The 18,789-nt window shown below is 61.4% G+C and carries 20 protein-coding genes and 1 pseudogene; 10 read left to right on the top strand and 11 right to left on the bottom strand.

The annotated features are described in order from the left end of the window. Nucleotides 1-2 precede the first annotated feature (2 nt). The 5 genes from NKI29_RS29200 to guaD all read left to right on the top strand — a co-directional run bounded on the left by NKI29_RS29200 (nt 3) and on the right by guaD (nt 5,764). Nucleotides 3-1,055, top strand: coding sequence for an ABC transporter permease (locus tag NKI29_RS29200; protein WP_502896735.1), 1,053 nt, complete (start codon nt 3-5; stop codon nt 1,053-1,055). Between the two features lie 10 nt (nt 1,056-1,065). Then, complete coding sequence (locus NKI29_RS29195) at nt 1,066-2,001, top strand: ABC transporter permease (RefSeq protein ID WP_023674225.1); 936 nt, start codon at nt 1,066-1,068, stop codon at nt 1,999-2,001. A 7-nt stretch (nt 2,002-2,008) separates the two neighbouring features. After that, complete coding sequence (locus tag NKI29_RS29190) at nt 2,009-3,409, top strand: 8-oxoguanine deaminase (protein ID WP_352798160.1); 1,401 nt, start codon at nt 2,009-2,011, stop codon at nt 3,407-3,409. A gap of 23 nt (nt 3,410-3,432) precedes the next feature. Beyond that, on the top strand, nt 3,433-4,296 hold the full coding sequence (locus NKI29_RS29185) for an aromatic ring-hydroxylating dioxygenase subunit alpha (RefSeq protein WP_352724107.1): 864 nt from the start codon (nt 3,433-3,435) through the stop codon (nt 4,294-4,296). A gap of 100 nt (nt 4,297-4,396) precedes the next feature. Further along, nucleotides 4,397-5,764, top strand: coding sequence for a guanine deaminase (guaD, locus tag NKI29_RS29180; RefSeq protein WP_352798157.1), 1,368 nt, complete (start codon nt 4,397-4,399; stop codon nt 5,762-5,764). A 77-nt stretch (nt 5,765-5,841) separates the two neighbouring features. On the opposite strand, the pseudogene NKI29_RS29175 reads toward guaD, so the two are convergent. Both NKI29_RS29175 and NKI29_RS29170 read right to left on the bottom strand, forming a co-directional pair. Then, a pseudogene (locus NKI29_RS29175) lies at nt 5,842-6,896 on the bottom strand (alpha/beta fold hydrolase). 338 nt (nt 6,897-7,234) lie between these two features. Next, nucleotides 7,235-7,819, bottom strand: a complete 585-nt coding sequence (locus NKI29_RS29170; RefSeq protein WP_352798152.1) for a glutathione binding-like protein — start codon at nt 7,817-7,819, stop codon at nt 7,235-7,237. Between the two features lie 432 nt (nt 7,820-8,251). Here NKI29_RS29170 and petA point away from each other — a divergent pair, with 432 nt between their 5' ends. From petA to NKI29_RS29145, 5 genes are all read left to right on the top strand, one after another. Further along, nucleotides 8,252-8,761, top strand: a complete 510-nt coding sequence (petA, locus tag NKI29_RS29165) for a ubiquinol-cytochrome c reductase iron-sulfur subunit (RefSeq protein ID WP_352798224.1) — start codon at nt 8,252-8,254, stop codon at nt 8,759-8,761. Between the two features lie 16 nt (nt 8,762-8,777). Continuing rightward, a complete protein-coding gene (locus tag NKI29_RS29160; RefSeq protein WP_352622865.1) occupies nt 8,778-10,073 on the top strand; it encodes a cytochrome b in 1,296 nt (431 codons plus the stop codon). Nucleotides 10,074-10,096: 23 nt separating this feature from the next. Continuing rightward, the gene (locus NKI29_RS29155; RefSeq protein WP_502896736.1) at nt 10,097-11,614 is read left to right on the top strand and encodes a mechanosensitive ion channel family protein; all 1,518 of its coding nucleotides are present in this window, start codon (nt 10,097-10,099) and stop codon (nt 11,612-11,614) included. 138 nt (nt 11,615-11,752) lie between these two features. Continuing rightward, nucleotides 11,753-12,097: a pirin family protein gene (locus NKI29_RS29150; RefSeq protein ID WP_352798147.1), complete on the top strand. Its 345-nt coding sequence runs from the start codon at nt 11,753-11,755 to the stop codon at nt 12,095-12,097. Between the two features lie 50 nt (nt 12,098-12,147). Beyond that, nucleotides 12,148-12,447: a pirin-like C-terminal cupin domain-containing protein gene (locus NKI29_RS29145; protein ID WP_352798145.1), complete on the top strand. Its 300-nt coding sequence runs from the start codon at nt 12,148-12,150 to the stop codon at nt 12,445-12,447. 136 nt (nt 12,448-12,583) lie between these two features. Here NKI29_RS29145 and NKI29_RS29140 read toward each other — a convergent pair whose 3' ends face one another. From NKI29_RS29140 to NKI29_RS29100, 9 genes are all read right to left on the bottom strand, one after another. Next, complete coding sequence (locus NKI29_RS29140) at nt 12,584-13,015, bottom strand: DUF1810 domain-containing protein (protein WP_352798142.1); 432 nt, start codon at nt 13,013-13,015, stop codon at nt 12,584-12,586. 41 nt (nt 13,016-13,056) lie between these two features. Further along, on the bottom strand, nt 13,057-13,338 hold the full coding sequence (locus tag NKI29_RS29135) for a GNAT family N-acetyltransferase (protein WP_352798139.1): 282 nt from the start codon (nt 13,336-13,338) through the stop codon (nt 13,057-13,059). Nucleotides 13,339-13,392: 54 nt separating this feature from the next. Then, on the bottom strand, nt 13,393-14,127 hold the full coding sequence (locus NKI29_RS29130) for a sensor histidine kinase (protein ID WP_352798136.1): 735 nt from the start codon (nt 14,125-14,127) through the stop codon (nt 13,393-13,395). 128 nt (nt 14,128-14,255) lie between these two features. Next, nucleotides 14,256-14,693, bottom strand: a complete 438-nt coding sequence (locus tag NKI29_RS29125; RefSeq protein WP_352619266.1) for a CBS domain-containing protein — start codon at nt 14,691-14,693, stop codon at nt 14,256-14,258. Nucleotides 14,694-14,830: 137 nt separating this feature from the next. Continuing rightward, nucleotides 14,831-15,352: a carboxymuconolactone decarboxylase family protein gene (locus NKI29_RS29120; protein WP_023674208.1), complete on the bottom strand. Its 522-nt coding sequence runs from the start codon at nt 15,350-15,352 to the stop codon at nt 14,831-14,833. A 266-nt stretch (nt 15,353-15,618) separates the two neighbouring features. Beyond that, entirely contained in the window at nt 15,619-16,266 is a 648-nt protein-coding gene (locus tag NKI29_RS29115) for an HD domain-containing protein (protein ID WP_352455792.1), read from the bottom strand. Between the two features lie 51 nt (nt 16,267-16,317). Then, the gene (locus NKI29_RS29110) at nt 16,318-16,719 is read right to left on the bottom strand and encodes a cupin domain-containing protein (RefSeq protein WP_352449836.1); all 402 of its coding nucleotides are present in this window, start codon (nt 16,717-16,719) and stop codon (nt 16,318-16,320) included. A 46-nt stretch (nt 16,720-16,765) separates the two neighbouring features. Next, nucleotides 16,766-17,524, bottom strand: coding sequence for an SDR family oxidoreductase (locus NKI29_RS29105; protein WP_023674205.1), 759 nt, complete (start codon nt 17,522-17,524; stop codon nt 16,766-16,768). A 66-nt stretch (nt 17,525-17,590) separates the two neighbouring features. Further along, nucleotides 17,591-18,382 carry an alpha/beta fold hydrolase gene (locus tag NKI29_RS29100; protein WP_023674204.1) on the bottom strand — a complete coding sequence of 264 codons (792 nt, stop codon included), beginning with the start codon at nt 18,380-18,382 and terminating at the stop codon, nt 17,591-17,593. Nucleotides 18,383-18,789 lie beyond the last annotated feature (407 nt).

Raw genomic sequence — 18,789 nt, 5'->3', positions numbered from 1 at the left:
CCTTGGCGATCAAGCTCCAGCGCGTTCCATCCGCGCAGCCCTCCGTTGCCTTTGCGGCACGTGCCCTGGCGATCGTGCTGGCGCTGGGAGTCGCCGGCCTGGTTCTGGCCGCTCGCGGCAATGCTCCCGTCGAACTCGCCTGGGAGGTGCTCAACTCGACTTTTGGCTCGAGCTTCGGGCTGGAAGACGTCGGACTTCTGGTCACTCCCCTGATCCTGACCGGCCTGTCGGTCTGGGTAGCGCTGAGAATCGGCGCCTGGAACATCGGCGCGGAGGGCCAATTCTATGCCGGCGCCTTCAGCGCCACGGCGGTCGCGCTGTTCATTCCCGGCCCGACCTGGCTGATCCTGCCTGTTATGTTCATCGCTGGCGCGCTCGGCGGGCTGCTCTGGATACTGGTGCCGACGCTGGCGCGCGCCTACGCCGATGTCAGCGAACTCATCACCACCCTGCTTCTGAATTTCGTGGCGACGCTGATGGTCTATTACGTCGCCACCGGACCATGGCTCGACCCGAGCGGCCATGCGCTCGCGACCACCGCACGTCTGCCGCATGACGTGCCTGAATTCTGGGGTATCGTGCACTACGGTTTCCCGCTGGCGATCCTGCTCACTTTTGTCATCGCAGGACTGCTCAACTACACGCGCTGGGGCTACGAGGTGCGGGTCGCTGGGTCGAACCCGAGCGCGGCGCTTTATGCGGGCATGCCGTTCCGCCGCCGCCTGATCGTCGTCCTGCTGATGTCGGGAGCGATCGCCGGCATCGCCGGTATGCTGGAAGTAGCTGGCACGGTGCATCGCCTGCAGGGCGGCATCTCCAACAATTTCGGCTATCTCGGCATCATGGTCGCGGTGCTGGCGCGCGGTTCCTCACTTGGCGTGCTCGCAGGCGCGGCTTTGATGGGCGTCATCCTGAATTCGGGCATCATCCTGCAGACGCAAGGCATCACCGTCTCGGCCGTGCTCGCCATCACCGGACTGATCCTGTTCTTCACGGCGATCGGCAACGAACTCGCTCACTACCGCATCACGCGGACCGAACCGGCCGCGAGCTGAGGAAACACCGATGGACATGATCGCCGGACTGATACAGACCTCCATTCTCGCCGGCGGCGTGCTGGCGCTGGCGGCGCTGGGCGAGACGCTCTCCGAGCGCGCCGGCGTCGTCAATCTCGGCGTCGAAGGGCTTATGGCGCTCGGTGCAATCACTGGCATCGCGGTCGTCGTCGCCACGCCGCACCCTATGCTCGGCTTCGTCCTTGCACTTGCCGTCGGTTTCCTCGTTGGCTGCGTCTTCGCTCTTGGCACCGTCGTCGTCAAAGCGAACCAGGTGTTGTGCGGCCTGGCGCTGACGCTGATGGGCACCGGCATGGCCGCAACGATCGGTCGCGCCTATTCCGGCATGCCGGCGCCGGCGACCTTCGCGCCGATCGCTATTCCCTATCTTAGCGACATCCCGCTGCTCGGTCGCGCGATCTTCACGCAGAACATCCTTGTCTACCTGATCTACATCGTCCTGCCGGTTGTGCTGCACTACATCATGTTCCGCACGCGCCACGGGCTGAACATGCGCGCGGTGGGCGAAAACCCCGCGGCAGCCGACGCCGCCGGCATTTCGGTGCAAAGCATCCGCTTCTGGTATGTCGCCGCGGGCTCGGCGCTGGCGGCCGGCGCCGGCGCTTACCTCACGCTTGCCTTCGTGCCCTCCTGGTCGGAAGGCGTCGTGGCCGGCCGCGGCTGGATTGCCGTCTCTCTCGTCATCTTCGCAGGCTACCGGCCCCTCAACGCCGTGCTGGCCGCTCTGCTGTTCGGTCTCATCACCTCTCTCGGCTTCGTCGGCCAAGCACGCAACTGGCCGATCGCGGCGCCGATCCTGTCGATGCTGCCCTATCTCGGCACGATCGCCCTGATCATCGTGCCGGTGCTTGCCTGGCAGCGCATGCGCCGGGTAATGGCCGCGCCGGCTGCTCTCGGCGAACCCTATTTCCGCGACATGCGTTGAGACCATCATGCCCCGCCTGCTTGTCAAGAACATCGATCTGCTCGCCACCTTCGATGGTACGCGCCGCGAGATTTCCGACGGCGCCTTGTTGATCGACGACAACGTCATCGAAGCGGTCGGCACCACCGCGGAACTCAGTGCCTCCAGTGCCGACGAGGTGCTCGACCTATCGGGCCATGTGGTCATGCCGGGCATGGTGAACACGCATCATCATATGTACCAGAATCTCACCCGTGTGATGGCTCAGAACGACGAGCTGCTTGTCTGGCTGAAGACGCTCTATCCGATCTGGGCCGAGCTCGACGACGATGCGATAGGCGTCTCGGCGCGCGTAGCGATGGCCGAGCTCATCCATTCGGGCTGCACGACCAGCTCCGATCACCTCTACATCTTGCCCAACAACTGCACGCTCGACGCGACGATCGGTGCGGCCCGCGATATCGGTCTGCGTTTCCACGCTGCGCGTGGAGCCATGTCGCGCGGCGAAAGCCAGGGCGGCTTGCCGCCGGATCGCTGCGTCGAAAAGGAAGAGGATATCCTGAAGGATGCCGAACGGCTGATCGGCGGCTATCACGACGCGTCGCGGCATTCGATGAGCCGAATCATCCTGGCTCCTTGCTCGCCGTTCTCGGTGACTCCGGCGTTGATGCGCGATGCGGCATCGCTGGCGCGCAGCCACAAGGGCGTGAACCTGCATTCGCACCTTGCCGAAGAGCTTTTCGAGGAGAAGTACTGCCTCGAAATCTATGGCAAGCGGCCGGTCGAGTTCGCCGAATCCGTCGGCTGGCTCGGTGACGACGTCTGGTTCGCCCACTCGATTTTCATGACCGGCGACGAGATCGACCGCTTCGCCGAAACCGGCACCGGGGTCGCCCATTGCCCGTCGGCTAACATGCGCTGCGGCCAGGGCATCGCGAAGATCCGCGAGATGCTCGACAAGGGCGTGAAGGTCGGCCTTGGCGTCGACGGCTCGGCCTCGAACGACACGTCGAACCTGTTCATGGAAGCGCGGCTGGCGCTGATGCTTCAGCGTGTCGCGCCGCACCACTACCTCTCCGAAAAGCCCGGCGGCCGCGGCGGTTTCGGCGGCACGCCGACGGCGCTGTCCGCGCGCGAGGCCCTCGAAATGGCGACGCGCGGCGGCGCTGCCCTGCTCGGTCGCAATGACATCGGCCATCTCGCGCCCGGCATGTGCGCCGACTTCATCGCGGTCAAACGCAGCCAACTCGGCCTTTCCGGCACCGAGCGCGACCCGCTCGCCGCGCTGGTGCTTTGCGGACCCTTCAAGGTCGACTATTCCTACATCAACGGCCGGCAGATTATCGCGAGAGGCGACTTCGCCTCTTTCGATGTCGAGGCGGCGATGGCCGAACACCGGGCCGTGATGGACCGCATCTATCGGCAGTGAGATAGCACAGGAAGGACGCAACAATGACCATTAAGCGAGCTGCGGAGCAGGCGGCCCTCGACCAATGGTATTGCATTGACGCGCTGAACGAGATTCCGGTCGGCACGATGCCGAACCGGCTTCTGGGCATCGATCTGTTGGTAGCCCGCGATACGGCAGGCCCGGTCAATGTGTCGCGTGCCGGCGACGGCAGCCAAGTCCCGGCCAGGGAACGCTACGGCTATCTATGGATCACGCTCGGCATGCCGGCCGGCGATGTGCTGTCGATCCCGGAGGCCTATGAGGACGACCGCCGGCCTGTCGTTTGCGGAGCGATCGCGGTAAAGGCGTCCGGCCTGCGCATCGTCGAGAATTTCCTCGACATGGCGCATTTCCCCTTCGTCCATACCGACATATTGGGCGCCGAGCCGCACACGGAAGTGCGGCATTACACAACCGAAATCCGCCGCGACGTGGATGAGGTGTGGGCGACCAACTGCGAATTCTTCCAGCCGCAGGCGGCACTCTCGGCGACCGATGGCATCATGACCCAATACATGTACCGGGTCGCCAATCCTTTCGCGGTGATGCTCTACAAGACCTGCCCCAACTCGGCTACCCGGTGGGACGTGATCTGTCTGTTCGTGCAGCCCCTCGATCCGGACCGCTGCCGCGCGCACCCCGTCATGTTCCTGATCGACGACGTATCGACCACGACCGAACTGGTGCAGTTCCAGCAGCTCATCTTCCTGCAGGACCGCATCATCCTGGAGAACCAGCGGCCACTTCTTTTGCCGCTCGAGCCGCGCGCGGAAATCCCGACGCGGGCCGACGGCTCGTCGATCGCCTATCGCCGCTGGCTGAAGGAGAAGGGCATCACCTACGGCACGACGGCGCAAGCCGCATGAGCGGCTGCCCTTCCGATATTGTCATCGGCATCGACGGACGGGCAATCGCGCTCTGGCGCTTCGCGACGGCAGTGCGTAGCTGTTCTTCGGCGGAGGACAGGTGAGCGACCTGAGCGGCAAGACGCTTCTGGCCAGCGGCTTTCACGCTCCGGAGCGCGGGCTCGTGGAAGAGTTGCGCCATGCCCTGATCGCAATCGATCAATCAGGCATCATCGCCTCGGTGCTGCATCCGCATGGTGCTGGCTATGACGAGGCGCTGGAGGCCGCGCGCCGGACCGGTTCGCTGGCGACCTTGCCGGCGCAGAGTTATCTGCTGCCCGGCTTCGTCGATCTTCACGTGCACGCGCCGCAATATCCGCAGCTCGGCCGGGCGCTGGACGTGCCGCTCGAGGCCTGGCTCCACAAACACACGTTTCCCCTGGAGGCGCGCTACGCCGATCTCGCCTTCGCGCGGCGCAGCTACGGCCTGCTGGTCGACGACCTGATCGCTAACGGCACGACCACAGCGCTCTACTTCGCAACTATCCACCAGGACGCGACAAGGCTGCTCGTCGACATTTGCCTCGAACGCGGGCAACGTGCGCTGGTCGGCAAAGTGGCGATGGACAATCCCGACGAGTGCCCGGCCTATTATCGCGATACCTCGGCGGACGCGGCCATCGATGGCACGCGCGCTCTGATCGGCTACGTGCATGGGCATCCGGACAATGCCACGGGACGGGTAAAGCCGGTCATTACGCCGCGCTTCATCCCCTCCTGTACCGACGCCGCCCTCGAAGGGCTCGGCACGCTTGCGCAGGAATACGGCTGCCATGTGCAGACGCATTGCTCGGAGAGCGACTGGGCGCATGGCTACGTGCTGCAGCGCCACGGGATCAGCGACACGTCGAGCCTTGATCGCTTTGGCCTGCTGCGCGCCGGCAGCGTGCTCGCGCACGCCAATTTCATTACGCTTGCCGACATGGAGACGATCAGCGTGCGCAAGGCGGCCGTGGCGCACTGCGCCGTCTCCAACGCCTACTTCGCAGGCGCCGTGTTCCCGTTGAGGGCGGCCCTCGAGAAGGGTGTCAAGGTCGGGCTCGGCACCGACATTTCCGGGGGACCGAGCGCCTCGATGTTCGATGCGATGCGCGCGACGGTCATGTCGTCGCGCATGCTGGAAACCGGCACCGACCCGGCGCTAGCGGCCGAGACGCGCGGCACGGCCGGAACAGCACGCGTCGACTTTCGCGAGTCCTTCCACCTGGCGACGGCAGGCGGTGGCGCGGCACTCGGCTTGCCTGTGGGGCGATTCTCGCCTGGCTACCATTTCGATGCGATCCTGGTCGACACCGCCGCGCCCAGAGGCACAATTCACCTGTGGGACGAACTCGACGACGGCGACGGCATCCTTCAGAAGATCGTCTACTCCGCTTCCAGGGCCAACATCGCGTCGGTCTGGGTCGGCGGGAGAGCTGTTCTCGCCTAAGCGGACGGGAGGCTGTGCCGAGAACCAGGAATCTTCCCGTGTTATTCCTTACGGTCGGGGCACGTCATGGATTTTGATCAGTATTCGCCGACGTCGATGACAGACTGGGCAAAGGCTTCGGGGCTTCTTGAGGCAAGTTGTGGCCGATACCGCCGGTGATGATCCGGTGCGTGTATCTGCCCGAGAATTTCTTGGCGTAGGAACTGCTGTCGGGATGGGGTGCACCATTGGCATCACCCTCAAGGGTAATGGTCGGCACTGTGATCACGGGAGCTTGGGCCAGCCGGTTTTCCAGAACGTCATATTCCGGCTCGCCCTGTGCCAGGCCGAGCCTCCAGCGGTAATTGTGAATGACGATGCTGACGTGATCCGGGTTGTCCAGTGCTGCGGCGCTGCGCTGGAAGATGTCATCGTCGAAATTCCACTGCGGCGAAGCGAGTTGCCAGATGAGTTTGGCGAAATCGCGCGTGTATTTCTCGTAGCCGGCACGGCCGCGATCCGTGGCGAAGTAATACTGATACCACCATTGAAGCTCCGCCTCCGGTGCCAGCGGCACCATGCCGACCCGCTGATTTCCGATGAGATAGCCGCTCACCGAGACGATCGCCTTGCAACGCTCAGGCCAGAGCGCGGCAACGACATTGGCCGTTCGGGCGCCCCAGTCGCAGCCGGCGATCGTGGCCTTTTCGATCCCCAGCGCATCCATCAGGGCGATCGCATCCGCGGCGAGCGCCGACTGCTGGCCATTGCGCATCGTCTCGTCCGACAGGAATCGCGTAGTGCCGTAGCCGCGCAGGTAGGGCACAATCACGCGGTACCCCTTTGCGGCAAGCATAGGAGCGACGTCGGTGTAGGTGTGAATGTCATAGGGCCAGCCATGAAGCAGGATCACTGGAGCACCTTCGGCAGGCCCCAGCTCCGCATATCCGACGCTCAGTTTTCCGGCATTGACCTGTCTGAGCGAGCCGAATGATTCCGGCCTGGCTTGCGTCGCGGATGCCCTCGCCTCGACCATCCAAGTGGCTGCCGGCGCGCTCAAGCCGAGTTCGGTGGCGGCGAACGTCATTGCTGTCGCACCGACAATGCGCCGGCGGCGATGATCGACCGTGTCGGGAGCCTTACTCGCATTCATGATGAAGCCTCTATGATGACCAACAAGCGGGAACAACTAGACCGGCCGCCGCATCGGCCGACAGGAAATATTGCGCTTATTTCGACGGTGACTGCGGCGAATCCAGTATTGCAACCACTCGGCCAGGGGGCAGTGCGGCGAGCTCTGACGGAATGTCGGTCAGGTCAAGCGTTTCCTCGATTTCCCTCCTCAGAAATTCGAGACTTAGGCCGTCCCCGCGCTTGGAACCGGCTGGATGTAGCATCCGCAGGAACGGCAGCATGAGAATGACTCCTGATCTTCTGTTTGGGCGAGAGGACATGTTGCATCTGATCTTATGCTCGAAGTCGCCCTCGGCTTCAGACGAGGCCCTCGCGATCCATTGCGATGCGCACGGCCGGTCGGGCAGCCATTCGGACGCGAAGGGCTTGCAAAGGCGCGGGAAGAGGGACGTGGAAGCGGGCCGCCCAAAGCAGCATCACGAAAAGATAAAAATCCGCGACGCTGGGTTTGTCGCCGAACAGATAGTCGGTCTCGAGCCCGTCAGCGAAGAACTCGAGTTGGCTCGTAATCGTCGCGCTCGCCCTGGCCTTTTCGGCATCGCTGCTTTGGTGCCACATCGGCTTGAAGCTTCGGTGTATTTCAGTTGAGACGTAGGTCAGCGCTTCGAGAAGGCGGGTACGGCCCAACGGCCCCGCCACTCCCAGTGGCGGGTATTGCGACGCAATCCAGTCGAGGACGGCGATATTTTCCGTCAGCGTTTCGCCGCTATCCAGCACGAGGGCTGGAACATAGCCCTTGCGCGTGACGGTAGTGAAATCATCCCCGGAGCCTGTCCGTTTGGTCTTGAGGTTCACACTTTCGCGCTCGAAGGAAACACCGGCCTCTTCCAGAGCGATGTGGTCCGCCAGGCTGCAGGCGAGAGGGCTGTAGTAGAGTTTCACCGCTTTTCCCTTTTCTGAACCCGATTGAATCCCACAATTGGTCGTCGCCGAGCGGAAAACCTGCCCCGCGCCACGCGAGACAACCGCTCCAGAAACTCGCACTTGGCGGAGACGACGACTACGACACCGACAGCTAGACGTGCCTATGCCGAGGTATGGTCGGGGTGAAGTTCGGGATCGCCGTGCACAATGCCGGGACGTATGCCAGCTCAGCGGCCAACGGTTATCTGGAGGAATCCAGAACCTTCCATGATGGCATCATCGCCAGCCCGGCCAGTCCTTCGCTCAGGAAATCCTAAACGAAAGTATTGGACGCACGTGCCGTTGGCACGATGGCTCACACCCGGCCACGGCCGGCATATTTCCGCGCGGCACGAGCAGACTGGAAACGCGAAAGCCGTGGTCTGCTTTTGCTCGATTGCCACCAACGCGATGACGCAGCTTCCGACAATAGGAGTCGCCATCATGGCCGACCTTTCCGAAACCTCCACAGCCGAGCACACATTGCGCGTCGAGGCGCCCGCCGCGATCGAGGTCGACGTCTCCTCGCTGACGCCGGGAACGTCGCTGATCGTCGACTGGCACGGCAAGCCGGTTGTCGTGCGCAACCGCACCGAAAAAGAGAGGAAGGACGGCCAGGCAGTCAGTCTCGCCGAGCTCAAGGATCCAATTGCCCGCAACGCCAACCTGCCGGCCGATGCGCCGGCAACCGACGCCAATCGAACTATGCCGGGCAAGGAAGCCTGGGTGGTGATGATCCAGGTCTGCACCCATCTCGGCTGCATCCCGCATGGTCAGGAAGGCGATTTCGACGGCTGGTTCTGCCCCTGCCATGGTTCGCAATACGACACCGCCGGCCGCGTCCGGAAGGGGCCGGCGCCGGAGAACATGGCGGTGCCGGTGTTCCAGTTCATTGACGACACCAAGATCCGTATCGGCTGAGGCAGGGGGCATTTCGATGAGCGGCGACAAACACTCGACCTATACGCCCAAAACCAGAATCGAACGTTGGTTCGATGCCCGCCTGCCGCTGCCGCGGCTGGTCTATGACAGCTTCATCGTCTATCCGGTGCCGCGCAACCTGAACTACGCCTATACGTTCGGCGGTATTCTCACGATCATGCTGGTTTCACAGATCCTGACCGGCATCGTGCTGGCGATGCATTACGCCCCTGATACGGGGCTGGCCTTCAACTCGGTCGAGCAGATCATGCGCGACGTGAATTCGGGCTGGCTGCTGCGCTACCTCCATTCCAACGGCGCGTCGTTCTTCTTCATTGCCGTCTACCTCCACATCTGCCGCGGGCTCTACTATGGTTCGTACAAGGCGCCGCGTGAGCTGCTGTGGGTGCTCGGTTGCACCAACCTCCTGCTGATGATGGCGACGGCCTTCATGGGCTACGTGCTGCCTTGGGGACAGATGTCGTTCTGGGGCGCTACTGTCATCACCAACTTCTTCACCGCCGTCCCACTGATCGGCGACTGGCTCCAGCAGCTTTTGCTCGGCGGGTTCGCGGTCGACAATCCGACGCTGAACCGCTTCTTTGCGCTGCATTACCTGCTGCCATTTGTGCTTGCGGGCGTGGTGACCTTGCATATCTGGGCGCTTCACGTCGTCGGCCAGAACAATCCGACCGGCATCGAGGTCAAATCGAAAACTGATGTCGTGGACTTCACGCCCTATGCCACCGTCAAAGATGCCTTCGGCATCCTCGTGTTCCTGTTCTTCTTCGCCTATTTCGTTTTCTACCTGCCGAACTACCTCGGCCATCCCGACAATAGCAGCATCGCCAATCCGCTGAAGACGCCGGCCCACATCGTCCCGGAATGGTACTTCCTGCCGTTTTACGCGATCCTGCGGGCCATCACCTTCAATATCGGGCCCATCGATTCCAAGCTCGGCGGCGTGCTCGCGATGTTCGGCTCGATCGCGGTGCTGTTCCTGGTGCCGTGGCTCGACACCTCGAAGGTGCGCTCGGCGGTCTATCGGCCCTGGTACAGGGTGCTCTTCTGGCTGTTCGTTGCCAATGCCCTCTTTCTCGGCTGGCTCGGCTCCCGGCCGGCGGAAGGCGCATACGTCGTCATGTCCCAACTGGCGACGCTTTACTATTTTGCGTTCTTCATCATCGCCATGCCGGTGCTCGGGCTGATCGAAAAGCCGCGACGGCTGCCGAATTCGATCACCGAAGCAGTTCTCGAAAAAGACAAGGCCAGCGGCAGAGGCCCGATCGCCGGGCCGGAGACCAAACATTGAACTTGGCATCGCGGGGATCGTTCATGAGCTGGTGGAACTCTCCTCTGGTCTACATCGTGTTGCTCGGCCTCGCCGGGATCGTCGTTTGGTCCCTCATCCCCAGACGCTTCGCCAATGCGAAGCTGGTCGTCCAACTCGGCTTTTTCCTCGCGATGTCGGCCATGGTTCTCGACCTGCGCGTCGTGCCATACGAGACCGCAGGGGACAACGAGACAACCGGAGGAGCGATCCTCATCGGCTCGGTCAAGCTGCTCTGGTGGGTTCACCTTGCCTGGGCGCTAATCGGATTTGTCCGTATCTATCTCGTCTTCGAGCGAAAGCCGCGCGAGGCACGTCTCCTGCAGGACGTCGTGGTCGGTGTCGTCTACGCTGGAATGTTCCTGTCGATCCTGGCGTTTGTCTTTGCAGTGCCGGTCGGAACGCTCATTGCCACGTCGGGCGTCTTTGCCGTCATCCTGGGACTGGCGCTCCAGAATACGCTTGGTGACGTATTTTCGGCGATCGCGCTTAACCTCGGCCGCCCTTACGTGCTTGGAAACTGGATCATTCTGGGCGACGGAACCGAAGGCCGCGTTGTCGAGACCAATTGGCGGTCGACCCAACTTCTGACCTCGACACACAATGTCGTGGCGCTGCCAAACAGCCTTCTCGCCAAGATCGGGGTAACAAATCTAAGCGGTCCGGACGAGAGCCATGGACTTGCCGTAACCGTCAAGGTGGCGCCAACGAAGACGCCGGCGATCATCGTAGAGCTCATGCGCACTGTCTTGCTGAGCTGCAATTCAATCCTCCAGGAGCCTTCGCCTTCGGTCACCATCAGAAGCCTGGATGCCGCAGCTATCGAGATCGAGTTGTTTTTTCGCGTCGCAAGTATCGACCAGCGAAGTGCCGCTCGGAACGAAATCTTCGATCTCATTTATCGCCATTCAAAGTCGACCGGCATGCTGCTGGCGGAGCCATTTTCGGGCTCGATTGCCATGACCAACCGGCCGGGCCACGAGACGGCGGCCTCCCAAGGCTTCACCCCGATCGAACTCATCAATTCCATACCGGTATTCTCGGCGCTAACGGATACCGAGCAGGAGTCGCTCGCCAAAGCGGCCTCGGTGCGCACCTACCATAAGGGCGAAATCATCGCACGACAGGGAGAGATGCTGCCGTCGCTCATGATCGTTCGGAGGGGCGCCATCGTCCGGCAAATTGGCGAGGGCGATGATCAACTGCAGGAGATCGGCCGGCTTGCACCTGGCGATTTCTTCGGCGAGACCGGCTTGCTCGCCGGCATTGGCGAGATGTCGAGTTTGCGGGCAATGACCCCTGTCACTGTTTACGAGATAGACCAGGAAAGCTTTGCGCCGCTGCTGCACGACAGGCCCGAAATGGCCGAAGATCTTGCCGCGATCCTGTCGATGAGGGTGTCGGCTCTTAATGAAAGCGGCATCGCCGGACAGCGCCATGCGGGCTCCAAATTCGCGCTCCTCAAAGCCATTCAGACAGTCTTTCGCGCCGCTCCGTTCAAGCGAGTTCGAGCACCTGGCTGATAAGGCATGCAGAAGGACAGAGATCCATGACCATCCGCCAAAGCGATATCACAGGCATCGATACACTCATCCAGCCGGCTACGTGATTTTGGGAACGGACTGAAGATAAGGCGCGTATTGCCGTCCTCGAATCGCCTGATGATCGGACCCTTCATCCTGTTCGACCATTTCGGCCCCGCTATATTCGACGCAGGTCACGGTTTCGATATGGGACCGCATCCGCATATCGGCGTTGCGGCCGTGACCTACCTGATCGATGGCGAGATCGTCCATCGCGATAATTTGGGTAAAGTGCGGCCGGGTCGGGCATCGTCCATTCCGAGCGCACGCCACCGGAAGTCCGGGCGTCGGCAAGCAATCTCTTCGGCGCTCAGGCTTGGATCGCCCTCCCCTCCCGCGATGAAGAAATTGCCGCCGACGTCGCACATTTTGGCGCCCCCGAAATACCGAGGATCTGTGCCGACGGCGTCGAGTTTACGTTGATCGCCGGCGCGTCCGACGGGTTGGTCTCGCCGGTAAGGACGTTCTCCGACATGGTCTATGCCGAAATTGTGCTCACGAGCGGCGCGCGCTACCAGGTGAAACCCGAACACCGTGCGCGTGCGATCTACATCGTCGCCGGTGAGGTTGGAATTGTCGGCCAGCTCGGTACGTTTCATGAGGCCGAATTAGTAGCTCTGGCGCCCGGCGCTGAGATTGTGCTCCAGGCGCCTGCCTTCCATGCGGCGAGACTGATGCTGATAGGAGGTGAGCCCCTGGCCGAGCCACGTCATATCTATTGGAACTTCGTCTCCTCTTCAGCCGAACGGATCGAGCAGGCAAAGGCGGATTGACGCGAACGCCGCTTCCCCGGCGTGCCGGGAGAGCACGAGCTCATGCCTCTGCCAGATGGCAGCGTGTGAGGGATAAGGCAGCGGATGGTGACCTCAGCGCCGCGACAGCTTTACGCCGGGTGGCGTAGGCAGACCACTACGACATCAAGTAGAGATCGTTCATCGTTTCCTCATCGAGCAAACCGTCGAACCAGACGTCGAAGATTGTCTCGAGCAGCAACTCGTCGTTGCTTGCTTCGGAAAACAGCGTGAGGGACGCGTGCAACTTCTTCGCATCAACGTCACCGAAGACAGCGCGAGCGCTCAGGCCGGAGAGCCGCTGCAGGGTGCCAACGCATTCCCGATAACGGCCTCCAAGGATCGGAAATGAGAGATAGGCGCTGGCTTCGTCGAGCGATGTGATTGCATATGGCTCAGGCGCAGTACCGCTCCGCCTGGTGGCCAACCTTGGGAAGATGAACTCCATATAGGGAGTGCACATCATCCCTCGACGTAGAATGGCCAGCGCGTCGTCGTAGACCGGATCCTGTGCGCTGACGAACCTCTGCAAACCATACTCGTCAGGCATTTGGATAGTTCCTTGGGACACCCTCGACATTCGAGCCCTGACTAGCCGTCGACGACATCTGCATAGTCCGGGTGCTTGGCGAAAAAGCGGCTCATGAAGGGACATTTCAAGATCGCTTTACGGCCGGTTTTGCGGAGCAGTTCGAAGGTCCCTTGGGCCAATCGCGACGCGATCCCTTGTCCGGAAAATTCCGACGGGACTTCGGTGTGTATCAGCGCCACCTTCCCGCCCTCGAGCCCATAGTAGGCCGCCGCAAACATATCGCCGGCGATCGGCAGCTCGAAACGGTGCTGTTGGACGTCTTCAACGACTTGTGCATCCATCTCTATCTCTCGATTGTATGTCACGTCTGTCACCGGAGGGAGATTGGCCGGCCGCTATCGCACCGCAGGCAACCGCAGAGTGACGGTCGTGCCTGCCCCAAGTGTGCTCTGAATATCGATGCTTCCGCCTGACTGCTCGACAAAGCGCTTCACCATCGGCAGACCGACGCCGCCGAGGCCTTCGCTTTTGGTGGTGAAGAACGGATCGAAGGCGCAGACCATCGTCTCGCTGGTCATCCCGATACCGTTGTCCGCGACACGGATATCTACCTGACCGGCGGTAGAGCTCTCAGAGGCCAAGCCGGCATCGATCGAGATGAAACCGCCGTCAGGCATTGCATCGCGCGCGTTGAACAGAAGGTTCAGAACCGCATTTTGCAACCCAAAGCGATCGCATCTCACCAAAGGCAGGTCGGACCCAACCCGAAGCTCAAGACCGAAATTGGCATCCAAGGCGCTCCGCACGAGGGTTTCGATCTCAGCCAGGCAAGCATCTACGTTTGTGTATTCGATTTCCGCGTGGCTCTCTCGAGCCAGGCTGATGGTTTGCCGGACAAGGTCCCCAGCCCGTTCCAAAGCCGTTTTGGCGCCGGCAATTACAGGCCCAAGCGCCGGAGTCGCTTGGATGCTCGGATCGCGGGCCAGGTGGTTCAACGCCGACGAGGCGACCTGAATGAGATTGCCCAGGTCATGGACGATGCCGGCCGTCGACATTTGCACGGACATACCACTTCCAAGACCATCGGGCGGGCCGTCGAAGACATCTTCTTTTATGTCCGGACGAAACATTTCATAACCCCGTTGGCTCAGTCGACACCCATTTGCTTCAATACGCTATAATTTACGGCATTTATTGTCAATTATATCTAAGAAGCCTCCGATACATACTTCTGTATATCCAAACGATAGACCAAGCTCTATTGATAGCCGATCCCGCTGATGTAGTTGGCAAGCAGCCGTTCCTGCAGTTCCTCTTGTTTGAAAAGCGCCTTCATCGCATCACGGATATCGAGGACGCCTAGCGGTTTCGAGTCAGCCCCTAGCACCGGCACATTCTGAAGGCCTTGCGCGGCCATGGTCTGCCAGACTGAATGAAGGTCGTCATCGGGACCACAGGACACGATGGACGTGCTCATCAAAGCCGCAATCGGCGCTTCTGTTGGCCCTGAATTGGCCAGATGGCGGACAAGGTCGGACTTGCTCAGCACGCCTGCCGCCTCCCCACTGCCGTGGCACACCACGACCAGGCCTATTGCGGGCCTGGAAAGTGAGAGTGCCGCACTGCGGAGTGGAGCGTCGACATCGACCACCATGAGACGGGCCGATATTACTGGATGCAGACTGTCAATGCGCATGACGCCCTCCTGAGAGCGCCTCGCGGCCGCGGCCGGGAGGCTGAGATCGGTTCCAGTGTTGGTCGCCGAGCTCGGCGCCTTCGCCCGGCCGGTCAGAATGGCGCACAAACAAGCGCCATTCTGACCCATTCCAAAGATTAGCTCAGTGCTGCTTTGCTCAGGCCAAACTTCGCATCGCCCGAGCCCGGGACGGGTTTGAAGCCGATGTTCAGACGGTTCCAAGAGTTGACTGCCATGACAACGAAGGTCAGATCGGAGATTTCCTTCTCGGAAAGCTGCGACCTGACCCGATCGTAGATCTCGTCCGGGACACCCTGCTCGGGCAGCTTGGTCAAGACTTCCGTCCATGCCAAGGCTGCGCGCTCGCGAGGAACGAACAAGGTCGAATCCCGCCAGGCTGCCAGGTGGTAAAGGCGCAGTTCGCGCTCGCCATGGATCTTCGCCTGTTTGACGTGCATATCGAGGCAGAAGGTGCACCCGTTCAGCTGCGCGGCTCGGACTGCAACAAGGTCGCGGATCGGTTCTTCGATCGACCCCTCTCGCGTCGCACCAAGAAATTCAATAAATTTCTTCAGAAGTTCCGGCGACTGCTCGGCATAACTCGCGCGTTGGGCGACGGCTTTTCCCTTCGGAGCGACCGGTGACGCTGCAATATTCATTACTTATCTCCTTGAGGTGTTTGCAATCCATTGCAGCGTAAGGATGACCGGTGAGACGAGCTGTTGCTATCGTGCCGATGATATGTATTGCCACTCGATTTGGTTGGGGCGCCTAAACCGAAGTATAGGAGGTGGAAATTGGCACCTGACCGCTGCCCTCGGCAATTCGCTTTGGCGCAGGCATGCGACAGGCGCGCGGCGTTTGGGTCACTTGAAGGGCGAGGCTGAACCGACCGGTGTCGATAGAACCTGGATCGAAACTGCGTTCACTCTTCGAAGGGAGCGTTCATCACAAGATCAACTGCCGAAGTCGCCTTGTAGCCTGAAACAAAGCGCTCGCCGAAGTCCCGGGCAAAGTTGTCGTAGGTGGTTTCCGGCCTGACCTCGGCGATATGGCAAAAGCATCGCGTCATCCGTCGCTTCATTTGGAGGCGTGGAAACTCACCGATAATCTTTGCAATCTCGGCTGACGAAATGAGGCTGTATTGCAAGCCGACGACATCGAGACAGATACCGGCTGTGCAAAGCGCCACCTCAGCCTCCTTGTAGAGGCCGATTGACGGCGTCGAGTTGAGCGCGACGCTGTCCCAGATCAATTGGGCGCGCCGCTCGTCGAAGCCGCCCTCCCGAACGAAAGTGCGGGCAAGATCGGCGCCTTCCACTTCGAAACGGCGCGGCCCGGCGAAGTCCTCATTGAGCGTGACGTCATGCAACAGGGTTGCAACGGCAACAACCTCCGCGTCGTGCTGGATATTCTGAATCTGTCCGATCCGGGCCGCGAAAAGCCAGGATCGGACCACGTGGTTGAACAGGTAGGGTTCACATCGCTGGCGGGCATGTTCGATCGCTCGGCCAACAAGCGGAGTATCGGGGACCAAAATCCCCGCAAGTGTGCGGATGGCGATCGAATTCATGTCACTGACCGTCCCTTCGCGTACGCCCCGATGGTCCCGGGGGCTACGATTTCATTTCGCGTTCGTCGTAAGTTCCGTCTCGCTGGTGTCGACGACGAAAATAGCAAGCAGACGTGCGCCTTCCGTCTTGCTGGCGTTTTCGCTGACGGCATGACGGTCGCCAGGGAATTCCGAGAAACTCTCGCCGGCGCGATAAGTCTTCACCGGCCCGTCGTTGACCTGGCTTCGGATCGCCCCCTCCAGGACCGTGGCATAGATGAACGCGGATTTGGGATGGGTATGAGCCGGCGACGTACCCCCAGGCGCGTACTCGACGAGCACGGCTTTCATGCTCTTGCCGGGCACGTTTGGAAGAGCCTGGTCGTAGACAAGCTTCACGCTGGCGGCGTCATTGGCCATTGCTGCGGTGACGGAAGCGGAGGTGAGCGCGGCGCAGAGAAGTGTTTTGATCATGTCTGGTCTCCTTGTTGTGCGAATGGCGGGCCTATCCGATGATTACTTACTTCGGTGGTGTGTATCGGCTGAGCCAATCATCGAAACGCACGGCGCCGATGCGCGCGTTCTCGCCGGGCACCAGCGTTCGATCGTCGATTGCCACTTGGCCGTAGTAGAGCGCACCGGGATCCGGGACGACTTTGCGCGGGTCGTTGGTGGCCTTCAGGAAGCGCTCGACAAGTTCGCTCATGCGAACACGCTCCGGGCCGGCAATTTCGATCATGCCGTTCAACGGCGCGGCAAGCGCGACGTCCGCCATCGCATCGGCAACATTATCAGCCGCCATGGGTTGGAAGTAGGCCGGCGACATATGAATGGTATCCCCGACGGCGCCCGTGTTTGCGATGGCGGCGGTGAATTCGAAGAATTGAGTGGCGTGAACGATGGTGTAGGGAATTCCGGACTCCCTGATCAGCTTTTCCTGAAGCAACTTGCCGCGGAAATAGCCCATGCCCTGCAGCCGGTCGGTACCGACGACCGACAGCGCCACGTGATGACGGACGCCGGCGGCCGTTTCGGCGGCAAAAAGATTACGCCCGGATGCCTCGAAGAACTCCAGGGCAGCCTTTTCCTCGAACGACGGCGAGTTCGCGAGGTCGACGACGACCTGCGCACCGGCAAGCGCGGCCGCCAGACCCTCTCCCGTAACGGTGTTGACGCCCGAATTCGGCGACGCCGCAAGCACGTCGTGTCCTTTGTTTCGCAGTCTCTCCACGGTCTTTGAACCGATCAGCCCGGTTCCGCCGATGACGACGATCTTCATGTCTGGTCTCCTGGTGTTGCGTGTCTATTTTCGTTGCTCGATCGGATGCTGGGCGTTTCCGGCCTGCTACTGACTGACCGATGCAGCAGCATCCTCGATGAGTGACGTGACCTCGTCGGGATGCGAAACCATGAGCGCGTGGGACGCACCCTCGATGACGACGGTCTTTACCGCGTGCGCACGCTTGGCCATGAAGCTCATGACGGCTGCCGGGATGTTGCGGTCATCCGAGCCGTAGATCATGTAGGACGGCAGCGTCTTCCATGAGGCGACGCCCGAGGCTTCAGCCAGAGCCGCCTGCGCAACAGGGCGTTGAGTGGCAGCCATCAGCAAAGTCTGCTCTTGCGGAACGTCGGCGGCGAACTGGGCGCGGAACTTGGCCGGCTCGATGAAGAGGTCTTGTCCGCCGTCCGGCAACGCGACGGGAGCAAGCGCGCTCCCCAAGGTGCTGCCGGGAAACATGCTGGACAACGTAAGGCTCGATTCGCCGGTATCCGGCGCGAAACCCGCCACGTAGACCAATGCCTTCACATTGGGATTGCCATTGGCGGCCTCGGTGATGACAGGCCCGCCGTAGGAATGCCCCACCAGCACGACCGGCCCGGAAACCGACCGGACGATGGCTGAGACTGCTGTCGCATCGCTGGCAACGCCGCGGAGCGGATTAGCTGCGGCTATCGCTACATAACCGTCTTTGCTGAGCTTGGTGATGACTGCATCCCAGCTCGACGATTCCGCGAAGGCGCCGTGCACCAGCACGATCGTCGGCTTGGGCTGAGAATTCGCGGCCTGCGCCATCCCGCCGCCCGACGCGGCAAGCGCTGCGGTGAGGGCCAGGACTCGAGTTATGTTTCGCATTTGCTTTCTCCCGTGTGGCCTGTGGTGACCAATGCTCAGGAGAATGCGCCGACGCGGCCCGCCAACCTATTGTGCGGAAGGGTCTGTCATACAATGCCAAGGTGCAGGGTAGGTCACCAGGGAGATCAGGTGCCCTGCAGCATGATTGAGCTATCTATGCGGGTGTGCATTGTCGGCGGTAGCCGGAACAGACACTGAGGGCGCGCGGCCAGAGAGTTGTGTTTGCAAGACTTCGCTGCCGCCGTGGCGAGAACCTGGCGCGGTCGATCCGTTGAGCGCTGGTGAGCCGGCCGGATCGAACACGGGATAGTGTGCTGAAGGTTCTGCAAAAAGTTTTGGAGAGAGAACGGCGCCTGCTCTGAGGGGCGAGCGGCCATGGCACGGTGGTGACGTTGCGATCACCGATT

The organism is Mesorhizobium sp. M0678 (assembly GCF_040320505.1).
Taxonomy (GTDB): domain Bacteria; phylum Pseudomonadota; class Alphaproteobacteria; order Rhizobiales; family Rhizobiaceae; genus Mesorhizobium.
This window is presented reverse-complemented; position numbering and strand designations above follow the sequence as displayed.